The organism is Paenibacillus sp. J14, assembly GCF_000518465.1.
Classification (GTDB): domain Bacteria; phylum Bacillota; class Bacilli; order Paenibacillales; family Paenibacillaceae; genus Fontibacillus; species Fontibacillus barengoltzii.
The window spans coordinates 1-18,160 of record NZ_JADQ01000059.1 but is presented as its reverse complement, the minus strand read 5'-3'; the positions used below and the strand labels follow the sequence as shown (position 1 = coordinate 18,160).

The 18,160-nt window shown below is 53.3% G+C and carries 15 protein-coding genes; 12 read left to right on the top strand and 3 right to left on the bottom strand.

Features of this window, described 5'->3' with window-relative positions:
* The first annotated feature begins 43 nt into the window (after positions 1-43).
* From aroC to M891_RS0118595, 11 genes are all read left to right on the top strand, one after another.
* Positions 44-1,213 carry a chorismate synthase gene (aroC, locus tag M891_RS0118645; protein WP_016311799.1) on the top strand — a complete coding sequence of 390 codons (1,170 nt, stop codon included), beginning with the start codon at positions 44-46 and terminating at the stop codon, positions 1,211-1,213.
* Positions 1,213-2,316, top strand: a complete 1,104-nt coding sequence (gene aroB, locus M891_RS0118640; RefSeq protein WP_028539876.1) for a 3-dehydroquinate synthase — start codon at positions 1,213-1,215, stop codon at positions 2,314-2,316. The genes aroC and aroB overlap by 1 nt, the downstream gene beginning before the upstream one ends.
* On the top strand, positions 2,309-2,680 hold the full coding sequence (aroH, locus tag M891_RS0118635) for a chorismate mutase (protein ID WP_028539875.1): 372 nt from the start codon (positions 2,309-2,311) through the stop codon (positions 2,678-2,680). The genes aroB and aroH overlap by 8 nt, the downstream gene beginning before the upstream one ends.
* Before the next feature lie 396 nt (positions 2,681-3,076).
* Positions 3,077-4,639, top strand: a complete 1,563-nt coding sequence (trpE, locus tag M891_RS0118630; protein ID WP_028539874.1) for an anthranilate synthase component I — start codon at positions 3,077-3,079, stop codon at positions 4,637-4,639.
* Positions 4,640-4,658: 19 nt separating this feature from the next.
* On the top strand, positions 4,659-5,699 hold the full coding sequence (gene trpD / locus M891_RS0118625) for an anthranilate phosphoribosyltransferase (protein WP_028539873.1): 1,041 nt from the start codon (positions 4,659-4,661) through the stop codon (positions 5,697-5,699).
* Positions 5,689-6,528 (top strand): indole-3-glycerol phosphate synthase TrpC, encoded by an 840-nt coding sequence (trpC, locus tag M891_RS0118620; protein WP_028539872.1) that lies wholly within the window; start codon positions 5,689-5,691, stop codon positions 6,526-6,528. The genes trpD and trpC overlap by 11 nt, the downstream gene beginning before the upstream one ends.
* Positions 6,521-7,186, top strand: coding sequence for a phosphoribosylanthranilate isomerase (locus M891_RS0118615; RefSeq protein WP_028539871.1), 666 nt, complete (start codon positions 6,521-6,523; stop codon positions 7,184-7,186). Before trpC ends, M891_RS0118615 begins: the two co-directional genes overlap by 8 nt.
* Positions 7,186-8,385, top strand: a complete 1,200-nt coding sequence (gene trpB, locus M891_RS0118610) for a tryptophan synthase subunit beta (RefSeq protein WP_028539870.1) — start codon at positions 7,186-7,188, stop codon at positions 8,383-8,385. The genes M891_RS0118615 and trpB overlap by 1 nt, the downstream gene beginning before the upstream one ends.
* A complete protein-coding gene (gene trpA / locus M891_RS0118605) occupies positions 8,382-9,203 on the top strand; it encodes a tryptophan synthase subunit alpha (protein WP_028539869.1) in 822 nt (273 codons plus the stop codon). Before trpB ends, trpA begins: the two co-directional genes overlap by 4 nt.
* Before the next feature lie 48 nt (positions 9,204-9,251).
* Entirely contained in the window at positions 9,252-10,349 is a 1,098-nt protein-coding gene (gene hisC / locus M891_RS0118600; protein WP_028539868.1) for a histidinol-phosphate transaminase, read from the top strand.
* Positions 10,350-10,382: 33 nt separating this feature from the next.
* The gene (locus M891_RS0118595) at positions 10,383-11,477 is read left to right on the top strand and encodes a prephenate dehydrogenase (protein WP_016311809.1); all 1,095 of its coding nucleotides are present in this window, start codon (positions 10,383-10,385) and stop codon (positions 11,475-11,477) included.
* Between the two features lie 1,575 nt (positions 11,478-13,052).
* Here the strand turns inward: M891_RS0118595 and M891_RS0118590 are convergent.
* Entirely contained in the window at positions 13,053-14,012 is a 960-nt protein-coding gene (locus tag M891_RS0118590; RefSeq protein ID WP_016311811.1) for an AraC family transcriptional regulator, read from the bottom strand.
* Positions 14,013-14,155: 143 nt separating this feature from the next.
* Between M891_RS0118590 and M891_RS0118585 the strand changes: the two genes are divergently transcribed.
* Positions 14,156-17,299 (top strand): alpha-mannosidase, encoded by a 3,144-nt coding sequence (locus M891_RS0118585; RefSeq protein WP_028539867.1) that lies wholly within the window; start codon positions 14,156-14,158, stop codon positions 17,297-17,299.
* 21 nt (positions 17,300-17,320) lie between these two features.
* Here the strand turns inward: M891_RS0118585 and M891_RS26040 are convergent, their stop codons facing one another.
* Both M891_RS26040 and M891_RS0118575 read right to left on the bottom strand, forming a co-directional pair.
* The gene (locus tag M891_RS26040) at positions 17,321-17,443 is read right to left on the bottom strand and encodes a hypothetical protein (RefSeq protein ID WP_016311813.1); all 123 of its coding nucleotides are present in this window, start codon (positions 17,441-17,443) and stop codon (positions 17,321-17,323) included.
* A 115-nt stretch (positions 17,444-17,558) separates the two neighbouring features.
* Positions 17,559-17,861: a hypothetical protein gene (locus M891_RS0118575; protein WP_016311814.1), complete on the bottom strand. Its 303-nt coding sequence runs from the start codon at positions 17,859-17,861 to the stop codon at positions 17,559-17,561.
* Between the last annotated feature and the right edge of the window lie 299 nt (positions 17,862-18,160).

Genomic DNA, 18,160 nt, shown 5'->3' with positions numbered 1-18,160 from the left:
TAGTTCTTTACAGTTTAACAGTTTAAAGGGGGAACGCAGCATCATGAGTTTGCGATATTTAACAGCCGGGGAGACGCATGGACCCCAGTTGACTGCGATTATTGAAGGCTTGCCCAGCCATTTGCAGCTGGATTTTGAAGCGTTGAATTTTGAGTTGGCCCGTCGCCAGAAAGGGTATGGCCGCGGCCGGCGGATGCAAATCGAGAAAGATACTGCGAAGATTGTCGGAGGCGTCCGGCACGGGTATACCACCGGGGCGCCAGTAGCACTGGTCGTGGAGAATAACGACTGGAAGCATTGGCAGAAAATCATGAACATTGAGCCGATCGAAGGCACGGATGAGGAGAAACGAAGAGTACATCGTCCTCGTCCAGGGCATGCCGATTTAAACGGAGGCTTGAAATATAACCATAAAGACTTGCGGAACGTGCTGGAACGTTCAAGCGCACGCGAAACCGCTATTCGCGTTGCGGTTGGTGCGGTAGCCAAGCAGCTCCTCGAACGCTTTGGCATCCGAATCGCGGGGCATGTCATCCGCATCGGCGAGATTGAAGCGCCGCCGCATAACCTGCCGCTGGACGAGTTGGCTCGTGTGACCGAAGCTTCTTCGGTGCGGGTTGCCGATCCGGAAACGGAGAAGAAGATGGAAGCCTATATCGATAAAATCAAGCAGGAAGGGGACTCCATCGGCGGCATCGTGGAATGTATCGTTGAAGGTGTACCGGTCGGGCTTGGCAGCCATGTGCAGTATGACCGCAAATTGGACGGTCGTATCGCGCAAGCGGTCATGTCCATTAACGCCTTTAAGGGCGTGGAAATCGGCATCGGTTTTGAAGCCGGGAAACTGCCGGGTTCTAAGGTCCACGATGAAATTTTGTACAGCGAGGAGCGCGGCTATTACCGGGCGACCAACCGGCTTGGCGGTTTCGAAGGCGGGATGACCAACGGTATGCCGATCGTCGTTCGCGGCGTCATGAAGCCGATCCCAACGTTATACAAACCGTTGCAAAGCGTCGACATCGACACCCGCGAGGCGTTTGCCGCTCAGGTGGAGCGTTCGGATGCTTGTGCAGTGCCAGCCGCAAGCGTTGTGCTTGAGCACGTGGTCGCTTGGGAAGTGGCCAAAGCGTTCCTGGAGAAATTCGGCGGCGATTCGATTGAGGAGATCGAACGTAACTATAGGGGATATTTGGCTCAACTGGAGGAATATTGATGCGAACGCTGCAGGTCGATTTGGGCGAACGTTCTTACCCGATCTATATCGGCGGCGGCTTGTTGGGAATGGCCGGGGATTTCTTCGAGCAGCATAAGCTGTCGGCGAAGAGCCCTGTCTTAATCGTCACCGATGACCATGTTGCCCCGAAATATCTGCCGGTTGTGGAAGCCTCGTTGCAGGCCAAAGGTTACCGTACCGTCAGCAAAGTCGTGAAGGCCGGTGAAAAATCCAAATCGCTGGAGGTTTATGAGGACGTCATGACTACAGCGATTGAAGGCGGATTGGACCGCCGCTCTGCGGTCGTAGCGCTGGGCGGCGGCGTCGTTGGCGATTTAGCCGGCTTCGTGGCGGCAACGTATATGCGGGGCGTGGCATTTGTGCAAATGCCTACCACGATCCTTGCTCACGACAGCAGTGTCGGAGGCAAAGTGGCCGTTAACCATCGACTGGCCAAAAATATGATCGGCGCTTTTCATCAACCGGAAATGGTGCTGTATGATGTGGACAGCCTGCAAACCCTGCCGCTGCGTGATGTCCGGGCGGGCTTGTCAGAAATGGTTAAGCATGGCCTGATCTGGGATGCGGCTTTTGCGGACTGGTGCCGCGAGCACACGACGGAGTTGTTGGCGCTGGATCCGGATGCACTGGGATATGGATTAACCCAAGGATGCTCTGTAAAAGCCCAAGTTGTTTCCGTGGACGAGCGGGAGAATGGGCTTCGTGCAATTCTGAACCTGGGGCATACCCTGGGCCATGCCATCGAGGCGATCGGCGGGTATGGTGAATTTTTGCACGGGGAAGCGATTTCGATCGGGATGGCTGCGGCTGCAAAGCTTGCAGTGAACCGGGGTCGGGATCCGCAAATTTACGAATACACGGTATCCTTGCTTAGTGGGTTTGGTTTGCCAACAGCAATGCCGACGCATTTAAACGAGCAGGATTTAATTGGTGCCATGATGCACGATAAGAAGTTTAAGGAACAGACCATGGTGTTTATTTTGCCTGTAGAAATCGGCAAGGTGGAAATTGTATCGGATGTGACATTGGACGAAGTTCGCAGAGTGATTGCAGAACTCAAGGAGGAGGGACAACATGTATAACAGAGGGATTCGCGGAGCAACGACAGTTTCCCGCAACGATGAGAAGGAAATTCTGGACGCGACCGCCGAGTTGTTAAAAGAAATTGTTGCGCGCAACGAAATCGAGCCTGAGGATATTTGCAGCGTCTGGATTACGGTTACGCCGGACTTGACAGCAACTTTCCCAGCCCGTGCGATACGCGTCTTAAGTGGATGGGACATGGTTCCTCTGATGTGCTCCACGGAAATTCCGGTTCAAGGAGCTTTGCCGAAGTGTATCCGCCTGCTAATTCAGGTGAACACCACCAAAGGGCAGCGGGAAATGAAGCACGTCTATTTGAACGAAGCGCGGAGCCTCCGTCCGGATCTCAGCACCAATTCCTAAGGGCTGCAAGTAGCTGAAGCTATTATAGGTTAGTAAATATCAAGCTGCAGGTTTGGGTTGCCAAACGGGCCGCTGTTAGGGTATAGTTAATTTAGATTTTAGATGAGAGCTAGTTAGTTGAGTCAGTTAGTTGAGAGTAAGTTCTAAGTTAGAAGAGTTTAGAGTAAACCCATTTTTAGAGCTGAGTAGAGATCAGTTGAGATGAGCTGAGTTTAGCTGAGTGAATAGCCTGTTCCTTAGTGCGTATTTCGTCGTTTCCTTAATTGTGGGAGAATGACGGGCAAGTTGCGTCTTTAGGAGCTGTGCTTTCCCATAAACCGCAAATCCTACAACCTCTACTTCGGTAGAGGTTTTTTTATTTGGCTCTGAAACCAATTCGAAAAGGAAGTGAGAGACATGGCAACCCCGCATGTAGAACAGGTCATTGCTTTGGCGAACGAATATAATCTGATCCCGATTGCTCGAACGCTGCTTGCCGATATGGAGACCCCCATCCGGATCTTCCGACGTATTGCTCAGCGGGAGCAGGCATTTTTGCTGGAGAGCGTGGAAGGTGGCAGTCAGTGGGCGCGATATTCTTTTATCGGCACCGACCCGTTCTTGATGATTTCCGCAAAGAAGGGTGAGATCACGATTAAACGGGATGGCGGCGTAGAGCAGCTAAGCTCGTCCCGTCCCGTCGATGAGCTGAAGGCGATCCTGCGGGGGTACCGTAGTCCGAAGCTTCCGGAAATGCCGCCGTTTACGGGGGGAGCAATTGGTTTCTTTGGATATGATCTATTGCAGTATTATGAGAAGCTGCCGGCGCATCAGGTGGATGACCTAAACCTGAATGATATGCAGTTTATGTTCTGCGACCAAGTGATCGTGTTCGACCACGTGAAGCAGCGGATCCTGCTGGTGGCCAACGTGCATGTGAAGCCAGGCGATCGCGACGAAGATATTCGCCGAGCTTATGCAGAGGCCGAGCTGAAGCTGGATTTGGCGGCCGATCTATTGCAGCAGGAGGGGCCGGGTGAAAGCTTTAACCGTCGGCCGATGCCGGCCGTGACGGATCTCGGGGATGTCAGATCCAACCTGACCAAGGAGCAGTTCATCGCGAACGTTGAAAAAGCGAAGGAATATATTCGTGCAGGCGATATTTTTCAAGTGGTGTTGTCACAACGGTTCCATATCGAAACCGAGGTTGATCCGCTTCACGTCTACCGTGTCCTGCGGACGTTAAATCCGTCGCCGTACATGTATTACCTCAAGCTGGACGAAGAGATCATCGTGGGGACGTCGCCGGAGGCTCTGGTCAAGGTAGAGAACGGTCGAGTGGAAACGCGTCCGATTGCCGGTACAAGACCGCGGGGAGCGACGGAAGAAGCCGATTTTGCATTAGAGGCTGAACTGCTTCAGGATGAGAAAGAACGGGCGGAGCACTTGATGCTGGTCGACCTTGGACGCAACGATTTAGGCCGGGTATCCGAGTTCGGCACCGTCACTTGCGACTCATTGATGGAGATCGAACGGTATTCCCACGTCATGCACATGGTTTCTAAAGTGTCCGGCAAGTTGCGGGAGGATAAGGACTTCTTCGATGCCTTCCTGTCCTGTTTGCCCGCCGGTACCGTCTCCGGGGCACCCAAGCTGCGGGCGATGGAGATTATTGCGGAGCTGGAGCGCGAGGCACGCGGCACATATGCCGGGGCCATTGGGTACCTCGGATTTTCGGGCAATATGGATTCCTGTATAACGATCCGCACCATCGTGTTTAAGCAAGGAAAGGCATATGTGCAGGCGGGCGGAGGTATCGTATGGGATTCCATCCCGGAGAACGAATTTCAGGAGTCGGTCAATAAGGCGAAGGCTTTGTTGACGGCGATCCGTACAGCGGAGCAGATGTTTCCGCCAGCTATCCGAAACGATGACGTGATTAATCAGGATTACCTTTACGAATATACCCCAGGGAACTAAAAGGGAGGAGCGAATCGAGATGACAGGACAGCAAACCGTGCAGGCAGGCATTAGCCGCTTGATTGAAGGACAGCATTTGTCGCGGGATGAAGCGCGTGGTGTGATGCAAGCGATCATGAACGGCGAATCCACGCCAGCTCAAATCGGAAGTTTGTTGACCGCGTTGCGGATCAAGGGAGAGACCGTTGAGGAAATCACCGGCTTCGCCGAGGCGATGCGCGGCGCCTCCAGCCGAATTCATACGGAAACGCAAAAACTGCTGGATACTTGCGGAACGGGCGGATCCGGCATCCACAAAATCAACGTGTCCACGACGGCGGCGATCGTGGCAGCCTCGGTGTCAGTGCGGGTGGCTAAACACGGCAATCGGTCGGCATCCGGTCGTTCGGGAAGTGCCGATGTTCTCGAAGCGCTGGGCGTGAATATTCAACTGGACGCCGGTCAAGCGAAACGTTGTCTGGATGATATCGGCATCTGCTTTATGTTTTCACAGCTCTATCATCCATCGATGAAGCACGCGGCAGCCCCTCGCAAAGAGTTGGGGATTCGGACGGTCTTCAATATGCTGGGGCCATTAACGAATCCGGCAGGAGCGGACCGCCAGGTGCTGGGCATTTATGACGGCAGCAAAACGTCAACCATAGCAGAAGTGCTGCGTGAGCTTGGTTCCAAACGGGCACTGGTTGTCAGCAGCCAAGAAGGGCTGGATGAAATCAGCATTTCGTCGCCAACACGGGTATCTGAGTTGAAAAACGGAGAGATCACAACTTACGAGCTGCAGCCGGAAGATCTAGGTCTTCGCTCCTACCCGCTGGAAGCGATGATTGGCGGCGATCCCCAGACGAATGCCGAGATCGTTCGGCGCGTGCTGCAAGGGGAGCGTGGGGCACACCGTGACGTAGTACTGGCTAATGCAGGCGCTTGTGTATATGTGGCTGGTTTGGCGAATACGATTCGGGAGGGAGTAACGATCGCGGCGAATGCGATTGATTCCGGGCAGGCTTATGCCAAGCTGCAACAACTGATTCAGACAACGGGGGAGTTAAGCTATGTATCTTGATCGAATTGTAGAGACGAAAAAAGCAGAAGTCGCACGTTTGGCAGAAACCTTCTCCCTTGCAGATGCAGAGCGCCGCATTGCGGCGATGGAACCGACGCGGGGATTCCACGCCGCACTTACAACCGGACGGAAGCGGGATATGGGGTTAATCGCTGAGGTGAAAAAGGCGTCCCCTTCCAAAGGCTTGATTCGCCCGGATTTCCATCCGGTACAGCTGGCTGCAGCTTATGAAGCGGCGGGAACGGATTGCATTTCCGTGCTGACAGATGAGCAGTATTTTCAGGGCAGTGGCGCCTATTTAAGTGCAATTCGCGAGGCGGTAAATGTGCCGCTGCTGCGCAAGGATTTTGTGATTGATGAGCGGCAGATTTACGAAGCGAGGCTGCTTGGCGCTGACGCCGTCTTGCTGATCGCCGCAATCCTAAGCGATGCCCAGCTTCGCGACTACCTGTCGATCGCTACGGCGCTGGGACTCGATGCACTGATCGAAGTACATGATCGCGAGGAGCTGGAGCGAGTCCTGATGCTGCCGGCGGCGAAGCTGATCGGCATCAACAACCGGAATCTGCGGACGTTTGAGGTATCTCTGGAGACGACGGCCGCGCTGGCGGAGTTGGTACCGTCCAGTGCCACGTTGATCAGCGAGAGCGGGATTCAAACCCGGCAGGATGTCAAATTCCTGCAACAGACCGGCGCACAGGGCGTGCTGATCGGAGAAACGTTTATGCGTCGAGAACATGTGGGAGAAGCCGTAGTTGACTTAATGGGACCGTTACCTCAAACGGATTCCCGCGAAATGGATGCTGAAGGGACGACGTTGCATGGGTGAAGTAGCCGTAAAAATTTGTGGACTTCAAAGCGTTGAAGTGCTAAAATCTATGGTGAACTTACCCGTAGATTATGTTGGATTCGTGTTTGCCCGAAGTAAGCGCCAAATTAGCGGAAGCCATGCAGCGGAGCTGCTTCCTGTGCTGCAAACGTGGAGCACAGGAGCAGTTCCGCAGAGCGTTGGGGTGTTCGTCAATCCGACCTTGGAGGAGCTGGACGAGGTTTTGCGGCAGGCACCGCTGGACATCCTGCAGCTCCACGGGACGGAGAGCCCGGATTTTTGCCGGAAGGTGAAGGATGCATATGGCGTCAAGATTTTCAAGGCATTTTCGGTCAAAACGGACGGGTCGGTCCATGCTGGAGCAGCCTTGGCAGAGTATGACGTCATGCTGGACGGGCTGTTGCTCGACACGTACGATCCGAAGTATGGCGGAGGCTCCGGCGTTACCTTTAATTGGGAGGCAGCAGAGCCTTTTCGTCAATGGGCCAAGGAGCGAGGAATCCCGTTCTTTGCGGCCGGCGGTTTACATCCCGGCAATGTGAGAACGTTGATTGATACGTTGCAGCCGGATGGCGTAGACGTCTCAAGTGGCGTGGAAACCGACGGCGTGAAGGATATCACGAAAATAACCGCATTTGTAGAGAGGGTGAAGGGATGATGAAGCAGGTACCGGATGAGCATGGGCGATTTGGTCCTTTTGGCGGCCGCTACGTGCCAGAAACGCTGATGAACGCTTTGATCGAACTGGAAGAATCCTATTTGAAATATAAAGATGATCCCGAGTTTCAAGCGGAGATCGCTTATCTGCTGAAGCAGTATTCCGGACGGGAGACGCCGCTTTATTATGCAGAGCGCCTGACGGAGCACCTGGGCGGAGCGAAGATCTATCTGAAACGCGAGGATTTGAACCATACCGGTGCTCATAAAATTAACAACGCGATTGGGCAAGGGATTTTGGCGAAGCGGATGGGCAAGCAGAAAGTAATCGCCGAAACCGGCGCCGGCCAACACGGAGTGGCTACCGCTACAGTTGCAGCCTTGCTGGGTCTGGAATGCAAGGTGTTCATGGGTGAAGAAGATACGAAACGGCAGCAGCTGAACGTGTTTCGGATGAAGCTGTTGGGTGCGGAAGTGGTCCCGGTTACGTCCGGCACACGTACGCTAAAAGATGCTTGCAACGAAGCGCTGCGCTATTGGGTAAGCAATGTGCATGATACTTTCTATATTCTCGGATCGGCTACCGGACCGCATCCTTACCCGATGATGGTGCGGAACTTCCAGCGGATTATCGGCGATGAAACGCGGAAGCAGATTTTAGAGGCGGAAGGCCGGCTGCCGGATATGCTCGTCGCTGCGGTTGGCGGAGGCAGCAATGCGATCGGGATGTTTTATCCGTTTATCGAGGATCAGGAGGTTCGCTTGGTTGGTGTGGAAGCCGCAGGCAAAGGCATTGACACGGAGTTCCATGCCGCCACGATGACCAAAGGTACCAAAGGCGTCTTCCAGGGCTCGATGAGCTATTTGCTTCAGGACGCGTACGGCCAAGTTCTCCCGGCTCACTCGATCTCTGCCGGTCTCGATTATCCGGGCATCGGCCCTGAGCATTCGTATCTGAAGGATATCGAACGTGCGAATTATTATCCGATCACGGACCGTGAGGCACTGGATGCCCTTCAGCTGCTAAGCCGGACCGAAGGGATTATTCCGGCGCTGGAGTCGGCGCATGCAGTGGCGCAAGTGGTGAAAATAGCCCCAGCGATGAGCCGGGACGAAATTATCGTCATTTGCTTGTCCGGCCGCGGGGATAAGGACGTGGAGTCGATTATGGCGTATACGGAAGGCGGGGAGACGTTATGAGCCAACAGGCAGGTCAATTGCTGGACGATACGTTTGCGAAGCTGAAAGCGGCGGGAAAAACTGCGCTGGTTCCGTTTATAACCGTCGGTGATCCGGATCCGGAGACGACGATCGACATTTTGACCGTTCTGGAGGAAGCTGGGGCTGATGTGGTGGAGCTGGGTGTACCTTATTCCGATCCCTTGGCGGATGGCCCGGTGATTCAGCGGGCATCGGAACGTGCCCTTGTCCACGGGATCACGGTGGCTTCCTGTATCGAGACGGCCGTCAAAGCTCGTGAACGCGGCATTCGTATGCCGTTTGTCTTGTTTACTTATTACAATCCTGTGCTGCAAATGGGGACGGAGCGCTTGTTTGCTGAGCTGCAGAAGGCGGGAATCAGCGGCTTGATCATCCCGGATTTGCCGTATGAAGAGGCGGGGGAGGTCCTGAACTTGGCGGATGCCGCCGGCGTCAGGCTGATCCCGCTTGTCGCGCCCACCTCCAGCGGCCGGATTGCACGAATTTTGGAGCGTGCCCGCGGATTCGTATACTGCGTCTCTTCGCTGGGCGTAACTGGAGAACGGAGCTCGTTCCATGCCAGTGTCGACGAGTTTATCGCCTCGGTTAAAGCACAAACGGACTTGCCCGTTGCCGTCGGCTTCGGTATTTCCAGCCGGGAACAGGTGGAGCGGTTTGCTGCGATCTGTGACGGAGCGGTCGTGGGCAGCGCCATCGTGCGTAAAATCGAGGAAAACTTACCGCTCTTGTCCCAGGCTTCGACTCGGGATCAAGGGTTGTTGCAAATTCGCGACTTTGTGGCAAAATTGAGATTATAGTTTTTTTGATTGAAACCATCACAAAGTCTTTTGAGGAGGAACCTATACATGTTGCCGAAACCCCAGATCGTCAATTTGCCGGTTTACCAGCCGGGCAAACCGATTGAAGAAGTGAAGAAAGAGCTCGGACTTGAGGACGTCATTAAGCTGGCCTCTAACGAAAATCCGTTTGGTTACTCGCCGCGTGTCCGCGCCGCCATTGAACAGGAGCTGGCGAATTTAAGCTTGTATCCTGATGGCAGTGCCGCCGAATTGACCGAAGCGCTGGCCAGCCAGCTTGGCGTTGGGAAGGAGCAAATAATTTTCGGCTGCGGTTCGGATGAAATCATCGCGCTGATTGCCCGCGCTTTCTTCCTGCCGGGTGACGAGACGGTAATGGCAGATCAGACGTTCAGCGTGTATAAGAGCAACGCCGACATTGAAGGGGCCGTCAGCATCGAGGTGCCGCTGAAGGAAGGGACTCACGATTTGGAGGGAATGCTTGAACGCATCGGGGACAAAACGAAAGTAGTTTGGATTTGCAACCCGAACAATCCAACTGGAACGATCGTGCCGCATGCGGAGCTGGTTGCTTTTCTGGATCGAGTTCCGGGGAACGTGCTGGTCGTTTTGGATGAAGCGTATGCTGAATATGTAACTGATTCGGAGTATACAAACGGGATTGCTTTGCTGAACCAGTATCCTAATCTCGTTGTGTTACGTACTTTTTCTAAAATTTACGGTCTTGCAGCGCTGCGGATCGGCTATGGCGTGGGGCAACCGGCGGTTATTAAACTGATCAATCAGGTTCGTGAGCCGTTTAATACTTCGCGGATTGGGCAAGCGGCGGCCAAAGCGGCATTGGCCGATCAGGAATTCGTGTCAGACTGCCGTGCGAAGAACCGCGAAGGGATCTCCTATCTGTATAAGGAATTCGATCGACTGGGCCTGAAGTACTTCCCGGCGCATGGTAATTTCATCATGGTGGACGTACAGCGTCCGGCAAGTGAAATGTTTGAGTCGCTATTGAAGCTGGGGATTATTGTGCGCGGAGGTTTCCATAAATATCCTACCTATGTGCGGGTGACCGTCGGATCGGCGGAACAAAACGCGAAATTTATCACTGCCTTGGAGCAGGTGCTTGGCAAATCGGCGACTCGGGTCTGACCCAATCTATTCGCAGAAAATGAGTGAGATACGATGACAACGAAAATTGCCATTTTTGGCGTGGGTTTGATCGGCGGTTCGCTGGCGTTGTGCTTCAAAGGCAAGCCGGGAATTACGGTCGTTGGACACGCCCATCGCCCGGAATCTTTGAAACGCATTGAGGAGCGCGGTGTCGTTGACGCCGCGACTCTGTCCATGGAAGAGGCGGCGGCGGATGCCGACTTTATTTTTTTGTGCGTGCCGGTGGGATTGCTGGAAGATTATCTGCAAAAGCTGACCGAGCTGCCGTTGAAGCCGGGCTGTATTATAACCGACGTTGGCAGTACTAAGGCGTCGGTTGCCGCTTGCGCGGCCCAAATTGCCCGTCCGGGCGTGCATTTCATCGGCGGCCATCCGATGGCTGGCTCGGAGCGTTCCGGCGTGGAGGCGGCTTCGATGCTCTTGTTCGAGAACGCTTATTATGTGCTCACGCCGTCTTCTGATGTGCCGGAGGAAGCTTATCAACGTCTGGAGCAACTGCTGGCGTACACTAAAGCGCAAATTGTGCGTGTGGACCCTGTTCTGCATGATGAAATCGTTGGGGCGATCAGCCATCTGCCGCATATTATCGCGGTGGCCTTGGTAAATCAGGTGCGTCATTACAACGATAGCAATGGGTTATACCGGATGTTGGCAGCGGGGGGGTTCCGTGACATCACGCGGATCGCTTCAAGCGACCCTGTGATTTGGCGGGATATCCTGCTTAGTAACCGGGATGTGTTGCTTCATTTGTTGAAGGACTGGAACCGCGAGATTGAAGGATTTATCACTTTATTAGAGGCACAGAACGGTGAAGGGATCGAGGCGGAGTTCCAAAAGGCGAACCAGTTCCGCGGCGAACTGCCGGAGCGGCGCAAAGGAGCGATCACCTCGTTGTTCGATATTTATATCGACGTACCCGACACACCGGGGATTATTGGGCAAATTGCGACTGAACTTGGTTTGCGCCAAATTAACCTGAGCAACATGCAAATTATCGAAAGCCGCGAGGATGTTCCGGGCGTGCTGCGTCTCTCTTTCCGCCAGGAAGGGGAGATGGAGCGGGCGAAGACTCACCTCCAATCCTTGGGTTATGTTGTGTATGTGTAAGTTGGCTATTGTTATGGTAAAGTTTCGGCTCGGCGTTGAATTTGGAATTCAATGCCGGGTCTTTTGCATTTCTGGAGGTTGGCTTATGCCATTCCTTTGCAACGCATTAGTCTACGGGGTAATGACCTTACTGGGGGCTGCCTCGCAGGGATGGTGTCTTTCCTGTCTGTTGATTCACGGGGATACTGACTTTCCTGTTTGTTACTTCAAAGAGACAGTGACTTTCCTGTTTGTTACTTCACAGGGATAATGACTTTTCGGGCTGCCGAGCTACAGGGGCTATTGCTTCCCTAGGCAGCTACTTATCAAAGCTGGGGCTGTAAATGCTTGGCTGCTAGCTGGGATTAACGGAACGTAGGGACGTTATTAGTGTAGGAGCGTGCCTTTTCCAGTTATAAGGGAACGAGGAGACTTATTTGGCTTAATTGCTGGGATAACGTAGTCGTGATCGCCATTAAGGACTTAGGGTTCCGTTCCATCGGGAAATCGCCGGGAAATGGGGGGATAAGGTCCATACGTTCCGTTAGCCAAAAGCCTATAGTGATCGCAAATGTAAGCGCTAAAAAAAGTTGTTGACAGAATGAAAACGTATACATATAATAAAAGTACAGTATGGTTTCTCTCCACTCCTATCCAATAACTTCTTGCTCCAGGTGAGCAAGGACCGCTTCCGAGGAAGCGGTCTTTTTTTGTCTTTTTTGCGTGATCTGGCGGATGGCGCGAGAGTAATAAGTACGAAAAATCGAGTGCGATTTGCTCGTAATGCTGGGATCAGCGGAAATCTATATGAAATTTCGAGTATAATGGGCGCAGGTGTTGCCGGTATCGGCTGAAATGTTTATGAAATTTCGTGTTTATTGGGGTGTTAGGAGGGGAGAAGGGGCAAATGTGAATGAAATTTCGAGTACAATGGGCTGAATCTGCCGGATTCGTCTGAAATGTATATGAAATTTCGAGTACATTTCGGGTGTTTGGGCCATCGCGGCAAAAATGTATGCGAAAAATCAAGTACATTGCATTCGCATCCAAGAGGGGGCGCTTTTCTAATTTACCTCCCCACCATACTTAGTCACCTTTAACGAGTTCCAAGACAAGTTACTCCAACTCCACTACAAATTTAAATTCCCCAAACACGTTATCAAGTCCAGTTTCTTGCCAGAAACCTTGATACCGCAATAAAAATCCAGTTACTTTCTACTACCCTCATCAGTTACTTTGCCCCATGTCTATAGTAAGTTATTTCCCCTCTAGTACTCTCACCGAACCTTCAACCCCGTCCCAGGACAAGTTACTCAGCACCATCACAGGTTACTTCTTAACGTCTTACGAATCGGTCGCCAGACAACAAAATGACGTGCCGTATTCAATAAAACACATACTTTACACCTTTCGGCTCAACTGGGGGGATATATAACAACACATGTTACTAGTTGGTTCTCCACCACCACTTCGGTTCTCCACCATCAGCTCTGTTCTCCATCGCCAGTCCGGTTCTTCTCCATCAGTTACTTCACCGTGATCAAGCTTCCCGCAGTATTGATTTGGACAAAATTTGGCTCACTAACTTCTCTCGCGTTAGCTCGATCGGTTGATTTGCTGCTTGCGATAGGCAAGCGGGCTGACGCCGTATTTCTTCTTAAATGCCTTGCTGAAGTAGTAAATGTCAGGGAAACCAGCTTGCTCGGCGACTTCTTTAATCAGCAAGGAGGGCTGCTGCAGCAACTCGCAGGCTTTGGCTAGCCGGATTCGGTTCATTTCTTCGATAAGGGTTCGGCCGGTTTTTTGCTTGTAGACGCGGGATAGATGGCCGTAGCTCATATGGAGGGATGCGGCTAATGCCTCTACATTCAAACGTTCCCCGCGAAAATCCTCCAGGTATACCTCCACCTTACGAAGCAAAGCGTCCCGGGCTTGTGCAGGCTCGGAGGCTAACACACTAGCCTCATGCATAGCGGTTACCCCGGACAAGACCTCCAGCAGTTGAACGAGCAGCAACCGGAGATAAAAGGGCGACCGCCCCTTCTCCGCCTCGGTAAACAACTGGATGAGCAGCGACCGAATGCCGTAATCGTCTCGGTAAGCCCCGGGAGGCCAATCTTTTAACCGGTTCAACCGCCGGAAGAAGCTGTCGTTTTCCGGTTTTGCCGCTTTATTTTGAGCCCAGTTGTCCGCCGTCTCTCCTGCAGTTTCTTCCTCCAACGTACCTGCCATTGGCCGGAACCGCCAGCGCAAACAAATGCCTTCATGCGGATCTTCCCGAGAATAATCGTGGGCATGGGTCATCCCCGGTGGGATTAAAAAAAATTCATCCGCATACACCATCACGTCCTGGTCAATAAATCGGGTTTGCATACGGCCGGACAGGACGTAGTTGAATTCATACCAAGTATGGGCGTGGGGAGGGCATTTGCCGGAACCGCCAGTTTGTTCTATCACGATATCGACCCAGTCCACTACAGCATCGCCAACCGCGATTTCACCACAGATATTGTTCAATTCGGGCGCCAGTTCATTGCGCCATTTTTTCAAATCCATGAGCTGCTGCTCCTTTGTTCGATTTGACTTCATCATATCATAATAGGACAAAAATTGATGAGGATAAGTAATTTACTTCGCCTAGGCAGAACCGGAAAATGAGGGGGAAGGCTAACTCATATTCAGGGGAGGTACCCGATACGATGTTCTGGACGGAGGAGAAATTAAACGCACGGATTCGCGAGCTGGAGGGCTATCGATACCGCGATGCCCGCCCGGTCGAGGCGTTTCGCGCGCAAGTGGATGAGGAAGGGCGCATCGGCGCCAGACCGCCCAAAGAGGGGCCATGGTCCACGATGCAGACAGGAGAACGCTGGGAAGGCCGCGATCTTTATTTATGGCTGGAGACGGACGTCGAGCTTCCGGCCGAATGGAAAGGACGTAAAATCGTTGGCGTGTTCGACTTCGGCAAAACGGGAGGCGGTAACAACTCCGGGTTTGAATCGCTCTTATATGTCAATGGTGAACCGTTCCAAGGCGTGGATATGAATCACCAGGAGGTGTTTTTCCCGGAAGAAGCTTCCGGGACGAAGGTGAAGCTGCAGTTCCGCCTATGGTCCGGATTGGAAGGCGGCGGGAAGCCGCAAATCCAGGAACACCGAATCAAGCGGGCAGAGATTGCGTGGCTGGACGGAACGGTGGACCGTTTGTACTATACCGCGCGCGCGGTCATGCAGACGGTGGAGGTCCTGCCGGCAAATGCGCCAGAGCGAACGGATTTGTTGACGGCGCTGGACTGCGCTTTCCTGCGGATCGATTGGTCCTATCCGGGATCGGAGGCGTTTTATGCCTCGCTGACGGAAGCGGAGGAGCAATTAACCCAGGCGGTGGCAGGAATGAAGAAAACGTCGCCGGTGACGGTGCAATGCATCGGGCATACGCATATTGATGTCGCCTGGTTATGGCGGCTGAAGCATACGAGGGAAAAAGCAGCCCGCAGCTTCAGTACCGTATTGCGCTTGATGGAGATGTTCCCAGAGTACGTGTTCCTGCAAACACAGCCGCAGCTCTACGAATATCTGAAACAGGATTACCCGGAGCTCTATGAACAGATCAAGGAGCGAGTCAAAGAAGGACGCTGGGAAGCCGCCGGCGGCATGTGGCTGGAGGCCGACTGCAACTTGACAAGCGGAGAATCGCTGGTGCGGCAGCTGCTATATGGGACGCGGTTTTTACGTGAGGAATTTGGTCAAGAATGCACCTATTTGTGGCTGCCAGACGTATTCGGCTACAGCTGGGCCTTGCCGCAAATTTTGCGCAAGTCGGGCATTGACACGTTTATGACCACCAAAATTAGCTGGAATCAATACAACCGCATGCCGCATGATACGTTTTGGTGGCGCGGCATCGATGGCAGCGAAGTGTTGACCCATTTTATCACCACGCCCCAGGACGGCAATTTCTGGTGGTACACCTATAACGGGCAGATTGAGGCCTCCAGCGTGCAAGGCATCTGGGAGTCCTACCGCGATAAAGAGGTGAACAAGGAGCTCCTGCTCTCATACGGTTACGGCGATGGCGGCGGGGGTGTAAACCGCGAACACCTGGAGCTGCGTCGGCGTCTCGACGAGATGCCGGGTCTGCCGCGTGTGACGACCGGAAGAGCGGATGATTATTTTGCGAAGCTGCATGAGACGGTGGAGTCGGCGGACCGTTACGTCCATACGTGGGACGGCGAATTGTACCTGGAGTACCACCGGGGAACTTATACCAGCCAGGCGTACAATAAGAAAATGAACCGGAAGCTGGAACTGCTGTCCCGGGATACCGAATGGTTGCTTAGCTTGCAGGCGTTGCTTGCGGGCGGCGGAAAGTGGGACACTTATCCGAAAGCCAAGCTGGATGAAAGCTGGAAAACGATCCTGCGCAATCAATTCCACGACATTATTCCGGGCTCGTCCATTCCGGAAGTATACCGGGACTCCAAGGAGGAGTATGCCGAAGCCCAATCGCTGCTAGAGTCGTGCCGGGAACAGGCCATTCAAGCTTTGACGAGCGATGCGGGGGATACATATACCGTGTGGAACCCGTCTTCTTGGCCGTTTACCGGTCTGGTTGCCTTGGAAGATCAAGACACAGACAAGGCAACACAGTGGATCCAAGCGGAGGGGCAAGTGCTGCAATCCGAATTCGACGGGACGACGGTGTGGGTACGCGTGGAGAACGTGCCGCCGCTAGGTTTTGTCACGATTCAACGCAAGAAGGAGGTACAAGCGGATCACGTTGCCGCGGTGACAAGTGAACCGTTTAAAGTTCGGCCAAACGGGATCGAAACGCCGATTTATCGCATCGAGTGGAACGACCGCGGGCAGCTGATCTCAATCTTCGACCGCATCGCCGACCGTGAGGTGCTGGCATCCGGTGAACGAGGCAATGTGCTGCAGGTGTTTGAGGATAAGCCTAAAATGTTTGAGGCTTGGGACATCGATGTATTCTACCAAGAGAAGCAGCGCGAGGTCGAGCAGCTTCAGGAATGCAAGGTGGATACCGGTTCGCTGCGGGCTGTCGTTCATTTCACTTGGACGTACATGAGCTCAACGATTCGCCAGCAGATGATTCTGTATGCCGACAATCGGCGAATCGATTTCCGCACTTGGGTGGATTGGCAGGAACGTCAGCAGCTGCTCAAGGTTGCTTTCCCCGTGGATATCCGAGCGACGGAAGCGACCTACGACATTCAGTTTGGCAACGTGAAGCGTCCAACGCATTGGAACACGTCGTGGGATTTCGCTCGCTTCGAAACCGTGGGGCATCAATGGGTGGATTTGTCAGAGCGCGGCTATGGGGTTAGTCTGCTGAATGATTGCAAGTACGGGCATGACATTAAGGATCATGTAATCCGCCTGTCGCTGCTGAAGTCGGCAACGTACCCAGACCCGCAGGCAGATCGCGGCGAGCATGAATTTACGTATGCGCTGTATCCGCATGAGGGGGATTGGTCCGAAGGCGGTACCGTGCAAGCGGCAGCGCTCCTGAATCAGCCGGTATACGCGACGCCGGGTGCAGTGCCTGCGTCGTCGTTCTCCCTGCTTCAAACAAGCGGCAGCGTGGACGTCGTGATCGATGCGGTGAAAAAAGCGGAAGACGACGATAGCGTAATCGTCCGTTTCCATGAATATAAGGGCGGCCGGGGCCGCGTCCGGTTGCACGTCGGAGTGCCCGTTATGTCTTGGCAGGAAACCGACTTGATGGAACGTCCTGCCGGTGAGCTGTCCTCCGCAGATGCGATTGAGCTGACCGTGACGCCGTATGAAATCAAGACGGTTCGTCTTCAAATGAAATCATAATGTGTGAAGCGGGCGCCTCCGTCAGTTATCCGAAGCGGGAGCGCCCGTTAACGTTTCAATGTTGTTGGAACCATAGAAAAATAAAACGACCAGAATAATGATCACAATCCATTCGGCAAAACCTTCCCCGTCAAATTGACCCATATGGAAAACCCCCGTAAACATAGTTAAGTGCAAATCGTACATTCCTCATTTGGCACCGCTGAAAGAAACTGGCTTAGGAGCAACTCAGGCTCACAGGAGTAGCACACGCATTGCTTTAAGAGGAGTCGTTCGCTTTTTTCTTCATCGCATTAATGATGTCATTGATGGTGAGATCCCCATTTTCATTGAGGAAATTCAGCAGTTTATCGGCGTTCGCGTCGCTGCTGATCGTTTTGTACTCGCCAACCAAGGAGACGAACATGGTCGCGTTACGGTATAACTGGACGGAATCCACGCGAAGTTTGCCGGAGAGCAGCAACGCAGCTACGGTGTATTCCGGGGTTTTGGGCCGGAATCCGCCTTTTTTGCCGTTTTTCTTGCTGGAAGACGAGGACTTGTTCTTTCCGGCTGAGTTCATGGCTTTACCTTCCTCGTATAGTATCTTTAAAAAGCTCTTTTAGGTTCATTTCCATCCCCCCGGGGGATGGAAAACAGCCTCCAAATTTCCAGCTTGTTCTTTGAAAATTCCATCAGGGACTGGACTTTCCGGTATGCCTCTGGACAATGGAACGTAGGGTCCATTCGGGGAAATCCTTCTGCCTCCAGTAGCATCGTCTACTCCTTAAGTCTGTTTCTCCGGTACGCGTCTGAGCTTCTTACCCGCTGGCTGTTCCCTTCGGCATCCCATGCCCGGTTTTAGCAGATCCGGGGCAGCTC

Excerpts from the sequence above, each read along its gene's own strand:
- aroC (WP_016311799.1), top strand. The coding sequence starts at position 44 with ATGAGTTTGCGATATTTAACAGCCGGGGAGACGCATGGACCCCAGTTG.
- aroB (WP_028539876.1), top strand. The coding sequence starts at position 1,213 with ATGCGAACGCTGCAGGTCGATTTGGGCGAACGTTCTTACCCGATCTAT.
- aroH (WP_028539875.1), top strand. The coding sequence starts at position 2,309 with ATGTATAACAGAGGGATTCGCGGAGCAACGACAGTTTCCCGCAACGAT.
- trpE (WP_028539874.1), top strand. The coding sequence starts at position 3,077 with ATGGCAACCCCGCATGTAGAACAGGTCATTGCTTTGGCGAACGAATAT.
- trpD (WP_028539873.1), top strand. The coding sequence starts at position 4,659 with ATGACAGGACAGCAAACCGTGCAGGCAGGCATTAGCCGCTTGATTGAA.
- trpC (WP_028539872.1), top strand. The coding sequence starts at position 5,689 with ATGTATCTTGATCGAATTGTAGAGACGAAAAAAGCAGAAGTCGCACGT.
- M891_RS0118615 (WP_028539871.1), top strand. The coding sequence starts at position 6,521 with ATGGGTGAAGTAGCCGTAAAAATTTGTGGACTTCAAAGCGTTGAAGTG.
- trpB (WP_028539870.1), top strand. The coding sequence starts at position 7,186 with ATGAAGCAGGTACCGGATGAGCATGGGCGATTTGGTCCTTTTGGCGGC.
- trpA (WP_028539869.1), top strand. The coding sequence starts at position 8,382 with ATGAGCCAACAGGCAGGTCAATTGCTGGACGATACGTTTGCGAAGCTG.
- hisC (WP_028539868.1), top strand. The coding sequence starts at position 9,252 with ATGTTGCCGAAACCCCAGATCGTCAATTTGCCGGTTTACCAGCCGGGC.
- M891_RS0118595 (WP_016311809.1), top strand. The coding sequence starts at position 10,383 with ATGACAACGAAAATTGCCATTTTTGGCGTGGGTTTGATCGGCGGTTCG.
- M891_RS0118590 (WP_016311811.1), bottom strand. The coding sequence starts at position 14,012 with ATGGATTTGAAAAAATGGCGCAATGAACTGGCGCCCGAATTGAACAAT.
- M891_RS0118585 (WP_028539867.1), top strand. The coding sequence starts at position 14,156 with ATGTTCTGGACGGAGGAGAAATTAAACGCACGGATTCGCGAGCTGGAG.
- M891_RS26040 (WP_016311813.1), bottom strand. The coding sequence starts at position 17,443 with ATGGGTCAATTTGACGGGGAAGGTTTTGCCGAATGGATTGTGATCATT.
- M891_RS0118575 (WP_016311814.1), bottom strand. The coding sequence starts at position 17,861 with ATGAACTCAGCCGGAAAGAACAAGTCCTCGTCTTCCAGCAAGAAAAAC.